Here is a 6933-nt window from a genome sequence, read left to right as displayed (position 1 = left end):
GCCGTGCCCCTTGGCGCTCCCCGCACACCACCGCCCGGCCGGAAAACGCTTGGACTCCGCGGCCGGTATCGCGGGACACTTCCGGACTCGACCCGAAACCTCACGCATCCGTTGCGGTGACGGCCCCTGCGCGCACGCCGCGGCGCGGCGGGCGACCGCGAAACGACACAGGCATCGGAATCAACTACGTGGCGCCGCTGATCGTCGCCAAACTCGTCGGCGACATCGCCGGGAACGAGGACGTCACCACCGGCTCGACGCTGCCGTACGTACTGGCCTTCGCCGGCGTCCTGCTGACCGCGGAGGCGCTGTGGCGCGCAGCCGTGCACTGCCTCAACCGTCTCGACGCCCTGGGCATCGAGCACCTCTACGTGGTCGGCATGGACGAACTGTTCGCCAAGGACGCCGCGTTCTTCCACGACAACTTCGCCGGCTCGCTGACCAAGCGGGTCCTCAGCTTCGCCTCCCGGTTCGAGCAGTTCGTCGACACACTGACGTTCCAGATCGTGGGGAGCTTCGTGCCACTGGCGTTCGGCGCGGTGGTGCTGTGGCGCTACGAACCACTGCTCGTCGTCGGCCTCCTGGCGATGATCGCCCTGACGGCGGTGCTGGTCGTGCCGCTCATCCGGCGCCGGCAGGCGCTCGTCGACCGGCGTGAGGAGGCGATCGCCCGGGTGTCGGGCCACGTCGCCGACAGCCTGATGAACATGGACACCGTGCGGGCGTTCGCCGCGGAGGAGCGCGAGGCCGCCGAACACCGGTCCCGGGTGGCGATGTCCCGCCGGCTCACCATGCGGTCGTGGGACTACGGCAACCTGCGCATCGACACGCTGGTCGCGCCGATGTCCGTGCTCACCAACGCGATGGGCCTGCTGCTCGCCGTGACGCTGGGCGGCGGCGCGCACGGCGTGGAGGCCGTCGTGGTGGCCTTCGCCTACTACAACAACGCGACCCGGATCATGTTCGAGTTCAACCAGATATACCGCCGGCTGGAGAGCTCGATGACGGAGGCCGCTCAGTTCACCGAACTGCTCCTGACGCCGCCGACGGTGCTCGACCCGCCGGCACCGGAGCCGCTGCGGACCCGGGCGGCCGACGTCCGCTTCGAGAAGGTGACCTTCGCGCACCGGGGCGGCCGGCCGCTCTTCGAGGGGCTCGACCTGGCCGTGCCGAGCGGGGCGAAGGTCGGTCTCGTGGGCCGGTCCGGCGGCGGCAAGACGTCGCTCACCCGGCTGCTGCTGCGGATGACCGACATCGACGGCGGCCGCATCCTGGTCGGCGGCCAGGACATCAGCCGGGTGCGCCAGGCCGACCTGCGCGGCCGGATCGCCTACGTGCCCCAGGACCCGGCGATGTTCCACCGCACCCTGCGGGACAACATGGCCTTCGCCCGGCCGGACGCCACCGAAGCCGAGATCCGCAGGGCGGCCGAGGCGGCCCATGTCACCGAGTTCGCCGACGCGTTGCCGGACGGCTTCGACACCATGGTCGGCGAGCGGGGCGTCAAGCTGTCCGGCGGTCAGCGCCAGCGTGTCGCCCTCGCCCGGGCGATCCTGCGGGACGCGCCGATCCTGCTGCTCGACGAGGCGACCAGCGCCCTGGACTCGGAGAGCGAACTGCTGGTCCAGGAGGCGCTGTGGCGGCTCATGGACGGGCGGACCGCGCTGGTGGTGGCGCACCGGCTGAGCACGGTCGCCGGAATGGACCAGCTCGTCGTCCTCGACCGCGGCCGGATCGTCGAGCAGGGCACCCACCAGGAGCTGCTCGCGAACGGGGGGGCCTACGCGAAGCTCTGGCAGCACCAGTCGGGCGGCTTCCTGGACGACACCCCCGGCCGTGCCGAGGTGGTGTAGCGCGGCTCGCCGGCCTCCGCTCGAGGGCCCGCGCCCGGGTCGCCAAGGCCTCCGGCAGGAGGTCCACCGCGACCCGTTCGCGGGTCCGCCCGGGGAGATCGCCGCCACCCGGGGCCTTTGAGACCTTCGTCGACGGCCGGCGGGTCCACGCCGTCTCCTGAGCCGTGTTCCAATGCTCTCCGGGTTTCCGTGCGCGGAGGGGGATGAGGCACGGTGGGGTCGTCGGGGCACACGGTCATGCGGTCCGTGATGTGGGTGCTGCTCGCGGTCGTCGCGCTCGGTGTCGGGGTGGCGTCCGCCCTCCAGATCCGCGGGGCGCTGGAGCGGGAGCGGGAGTACCGCGGAGCGCCGGCCTGCGCCGCCGTTCCCGTCGAGGCGTCCGGGTGCCTGTGGGAGCAGGAGTTCACCGTACGGCGCGCCGCCATGAACCGCGGTGAGCGGAGCGAGTCCCCGGAGGCGGAGCTGGTCCTGCCGTCGGGCAAGCCGTGGGAGGTGACGTTCCTGCGCACCGAGCCCGTGATGTCGGAGATGCAGCCGGACGACAGGGTCGTCGGGGTGATCTGGCACGGTCGGGTCGTCGAGGTACGGGACGCCGAAGGGCGGCGACAGCAGACGTCGGACGGGCCGGTGGGATGGCCCGAGGACCGTCTGGGCGGTGCGCTGGCCTGCACCTCGTTCGGCCTGGCGGCCCTCGTGGGCGGGCTGTGGCCCCTCTTCGCGCGGGGCGAGCGGCGGCACGCGACGGCGGCGAAGACGGTGCGGTGGCACGGTGTCGCCCTGGGCGGCACGGCGGTCCTGACGCTGTGGGCGCAGGCGGCCAACGACTGGCCGCTGTGGTCCCTTCCGGCTATCTGGGGGCCGCTCGCACTGCTGATCCTGATGTCCATGACGGCCTTCGCCCTCGGCGCGCTGCGCGGCGACCTGGACGACGACGCATCCGCCCCGCAGGAGCCCCGGCCGCAGCCCTCCTGAACGGGTGACGCTCAGGTCTGCCGGGCGTGCACCGGGCTGTGGGCGACGTCGTCGGGGCAGGCGCGGTGCGGCTCGCCGGTCCGCCGGTCGCGCCGCCAGTCGTACGCGGCGAGTGCCAGGGACGCGGCCATGCCGACGAGCCCGGCGGCCATCGCCAGGAAGAGGGCACCGCGGTAGTCGTCGCTCCTGCCGCCGAGCACCAGGTAGTAGAGGCCGGGCAGGGCGGCGGTGCCCACCGCGGCGCCGAGCCGCTGCCCGGTCTGCAGGGCGCCGCCCGCCGCTCCCGCCATGTGTACGGGCACCTCGCGCAGCGTCATGGTGATGTTCGGGGAGATCACGCACCCGCCGCCCACGCCGCCGAGGAACATGACCGGGGCGGCGATCCAGGGCGCGATGTCGAGGGGCGCGAAGCGCAGCAGCAGCGCGGTGCCGCCCAGGCCGAGGATCACGCCCGTGAGCCCGCCCACGGTGAGCAGCCGGCCGAGCCGGTCCACCAGCCGCCCGGAGACGGCGGCCGCGAAGGCCGAGCCGAGGGCGAAGGGCGTCACGGCGAGGCCGGACTCGAGCGGGGAGAAGCCGAGGCCGTGCTGGTAGAAGAGGGCGAAGACCAGCCAGACGCCGCTGAAGCCGATGAAGTAGAGCGTGCCGACGCCGGCGCCGACGGCGTAGCCGCGCACGGTGGTGAACAGGCGCGGGTCGAGCAGCGGCTGGGTACCGCGGTGCAGCAGGCGGCGCTGCCAGCGGGTGAAGACGAAGAGGAGCCCGGCCCCGGCCGGGAACATCCACCACAGCCGGGCGAGGCCGCCGGTCTCCGCCTGCACCAGCGGATACATGAGCGCGAGGACACCGAGGCCGAGGAGGACGACGCCGGGCACGTCGACGTGTTCCCCGCCGGAGCGCCGGGTGCGGGGCAGCAGGCGGCGTCCGAGGAGGACCGCGAGGATGCCGATGGGGACGTTGACGTAGAAGATCCACCGCCAGCCCTGCGCGCCGTCGGCCAGTGCGAGGATCAGGCCGCCGGTGAGGGGGCCGACGCCGGAGGAGATGCCGACTGTGGCGCCGAAGAAGCCGAAGGCGCGACCGCGCTCGACACCTCGGAACATCTGCTGGATGAGCGCGGAGTTCTGCGGGGCCATGAAGCCGGCCGCCAGGCCCTGGGCGAGCCTGGCCACCACCAGCAGCGTGATGTTCGGGGCCGCTCCGCAGGCCGCGCTGAACAGCACGAAGCCGCTGAGGGCGATCAGGAAGATGCGGCGCCGGTCCAGGGCGTCGCCGAGGCGGCCGGCGGTGACGAGGGCGAGGCCGAAGGAGAGGGCATAGCCGGACACCACCCACTGCACCTCGGCCGCCGAGGCGTGCAGCTCCTGCTGGATGGTGGGCAGGGCGACCGCCACGATCGACACGTCCAGCAGGCTCATGAAGCCGGCCACCAGCGTGACCCACAGGGCCCGCCACCGCTTCGGGTCCGGCTCGTACCCGTCCTGCTGCCCGCCCTGGTTGCGGCCGCCCGCCGCCGACGCTGTCACTTGGGCTCCTCTCACCAGGCAGCACCCGGCGCATCAGGTTCCCCCGCCGGGGCACGGGCACACACCCCGTCCCGTAGATCCTCCCGGACGCGGGAGCGACCCGCCCCTCACCCTGAGCACCCGCCCATCACGTTGCGTGACCGAACGGACGCTGCGCGAAGGGGTTCGTTTGAGCGCGCGAGATCTGTGCAGGCGTTGGGCTTGGAGTGGCGACCGGCGAAAGGAACGACGTGATGGCTGCGCCCGACAACGACGAGTCGGTGGATCCCGCGGCTGTGAGACGACACCGGGTGCTGTTCCGGGCGATCGAGAAGCGCCGTCACCCGAAGCTGCGGCGCAGCGACATCACGGTGACCGACGACGCGGCGGTCAAGCGCGCCACCAAGGCCGCCGCCCTCGGCAACGCCATGGAGTGGTACGACTTCGGCATCTACAGCTATCTGGCGTCGACCATCGGGAGGGTCTTCTTCCCCTCCGGCAACGACACCGCCCAGCTGCTCGGGTCCTTCGCGACGTTCGCCGTGGCCTTCCTGGTGCGCCCCCTGGGCGGCATGGTCTTCGGGCCGCTCGGGGACAAGGTCGGGCGCAAGCGCATCCTCTCCCTCACCATGATCATGATGGCGGTGGGGACCTTCGCCATCGGTCTGGTCCCCTCGCACGCGGCGATCGGCCTGTGGGCCCCGGCCCTGCTGATCTTCTTCCGGCTGGTGCAGGGCTTCTCGACCGGCGGGGAGTACGGGGGCGCCTCCACGTTCATCGCCGAGTACGCGCCCGACAAGCGGCGCGGATTCTTCGGCAGCTTCCTGGAGCTCGGCACGCTCGCCGGCTACGTCGGGGCCTCCGGCCTCGTCGTCCTCCTGCAGACCCTCCTCAGCGACGACCAGATGCTGTCGTGGGGCTGGCGCGTGCCGTTCCTGGTCGCGGCCCCGCTCGGCTTCATCGGGCTCTACCTGCGGCTCAAGCTGGACGAGACGCCCGCCTTCCAGAAGCTGGAGGGCGGCCAGGCGAAGGCGAGCGAGGCCGCCGACGCCGTGGAGACCTCGGCCGCCGCCGACCTCGGCAAGATCTTCACCCGGTACTGGCGGCCGCTGCTGCTGTGCCTGGCGCTGGTCGCGGCGTACAACATCACCGACTACATGCTGCTGTCGTACATGCCGACGTATCTGTCCGACGAGCTGGGCTACGGGACCAGTCACGGCCTGCTGATCCTGGTCGTGGTGATGGTGCTGCAGATGTGCCTCATCAACCAGGTCGGGCGGCTCTCGGACCGCTTCGGGCGCAAGCCGCTGCTGATGACGGGGATGCTCGGGTTCCTGTTCCTCTCCCTGCCGGCGTTCTGGCTCATCAGGCAGGGCAGCGTCGTCTTCATCTCCCTGGGCCTGCTGCTGATGGGGCTCTCCCTGCTGCCGATGCTCGGCACGATGTCGGCGGCGCTCCCGGCGATATTCCCCACGCAGGTGCGCTACGGCTCGCTCTCGGTGGCCTACAACCTGGCCACCTCGATCTTCGGCGGTACGACGCCGCTGGTGATCACCGCTCTGATCAGTGCCTTCGACTCGACCCTCATGCCGGCGTACTACGCCACCGGCGCCGCGGTCATCGGCGTGATCGCCGTACTGTGCATGCGCGAGACCGCCAACAAGCCGCTGGCGGGTTCCCCGCCGTCCGTGGCGACGGAGGCGGAGGCGGAGGATCTGGTCCGGGCTCAGTCACCGCAGCCCAAGTTCTGACCGGCCTGCCGGGCCCCGTCCGCGACCGTGCGGACGGGGCTTCGCGATTAGACGCGGGCAGGCCGGGAACGCGGTGCGCGCTACGACCCCGAGGTGAGGCCGGTAAGGCGATGACCGAGTACGAACGTTCCCGCACGATGCCCGCACAGCCCGAGCACGTCTTCGACGAGGCCGCGAACGTCGGCCGGCTGGACAGCTGGCTCCCGGAGGCCCTGCACGTGGAGGCCGGGCAGTTGCCGGCCGTCACCGTGCACGAGGACCGCACCGACGAGGACACCTCCGCCCTGTTCCGTGCCCGGCCCGACCAGATGCGGCTCGAATGGGGCACCCGTGACCAGGGCGAGTACGCGGGCTGGCTCCAGGTCGCCGGGCTCGACGGCGGAGCCAGCGAGGTGACCGTGCACCTGTCGTTCTTCGACGACGGCCACGACCCGGGCGAGCAGGCCGTCACCGACGCCCTGGACACCAGCCTGCGGCGGCTCGAGGAACAGGTGCGGCTGCACGTCGACCACGCGGCCGGCTGAGCCACCGTGGCGCGTAGTAGGCAGTACGCCGTCGCGGCGTCCGGACAGTGGACCGACGAGGAGGAGGGGCGGCGTCGGCTGCCCTCCGGGGAGGTGCACGCCTGGGAGCCGGGCCGCAACGAGACGGTCTGCGGCCTGTCCCTCAGCCGCTCCCGGCTGGTCCGCTTCCCGCACGTCGGCTGGCCGGACACCTTCCCCGAATCCGGCGGCGCCGCGGACCGGGTGCGGCGCCAGTGCCCGCGCTGCGCCTCGGTCGCGGGCCGCCGCGGCCACGACGCCCGCCCACGGTGGCACCGCACCGACCCCCGCCCGTGAGCGCGCCGGGCCC

The 6933-nt window shown here is 72.3% G+C and carries 6 protein-coding genes; 5 read left to right on the top strand and 1 reads right to left on the bottom strand.

Annotation, left to right across the window (positions count from 1 at the left end; all coding sequences use genetic code 11):
* The first annotated feature begins 188 nt into the window (after window positions 1-188).
* Entirely contained in the window at window positions 189-1853 is a 1665-nt protein-coding gene (locus tag C1J00_RS35230) for an ABC transporter ATP-binding protein (RefSeq protein WP_245936627.1), read from the top strand.
* Window positions 1854-2066: 213 nt separating this feature from the next.
* The gene (locus tag C1J00_RS35225) at window positions 2067-2825 is read left to right on the top strand and encodes a hypothetical protein (RefSeq protein WP_245936626.1); all 759 of its coding nucleotides are present in this window, start codon (window positions 2067-2069) and stop codon (window positions 2823-2825) included.
* 11 nt (window positions 2826-2836) lie between these two features.
* Here the strand turns inward: C1J00_RS35225 and C1J00_RS35220 are convergent, their stop codons facing one another.
* Complete coding sequence (locus tag C1J00_RS35220) at window positions 2837-4351, bottom strand: MFS transporter (RefSeq protein WP_107501884.1); 1515 nt, start codon at window positions 4349-4351, stop codon at window positions 2837-2839.
* Between the two features lie 233 nt (window positions 4352-4584).
* Between C1J00_RS35220 and C1J00_RS35215 the strand changes: the two genes are divergently transcribed.
* The 3 genes from C1J00_RS35215 to C1J00_RS35205 all read left to right on the top strand — a co-directional run bounded on the left by C1J00_RS35215 (window position 4585) and on the right by C1J00_RS35205 (window position 6920).
* Window positions 4585-6081, top strand: coding sequence for an MFS transporter (locus C1J00_RS35215; RefSeq protein WP_102913012.1), 1497 nt, complete (start codon window positions 4585-4587; stop codon window positions 6079-6081).
* 110 nt (window positions 6082-6191) lie between these two features.
* Window positions 6192-6605, top strand: coding sequence for an SRPBCC family protein (locus C1J00_RS35210; protein WP_102913011.1), 414 nt, complete (start codon window positions 6192-6194; stop codon window positions 6603-6605).
* Between the two features lie 6 nt (window positions 6606-6611).
* Window positions 6612-6920: a hypothetical protein gene (locus C1J00_RS35205; protein ID WP_102913010.1), complete on the top strand. Its 309-nt coding sequence runs from the start codon at window positions 6612-6614 to the stop codon at window positions 6918-6920.
* Window positions 6921-6933 lie beyond the last annotated feature (13 nt).

Source organism: Streptomyces cahuitamycinicus (assembly GCF_002891435.1).
Classification (GTDB): Bacteria; Actinomycetota; Actinomycetes; order Streptomycetales; family Streptomycetaceae; genus Streptomyces; species Streptomyces cahuitamycinicus.
Note: the sequence above shows the minus strand (reverse complement) of the source record. Positions and strands in the feature narration are given on the sequence as shown.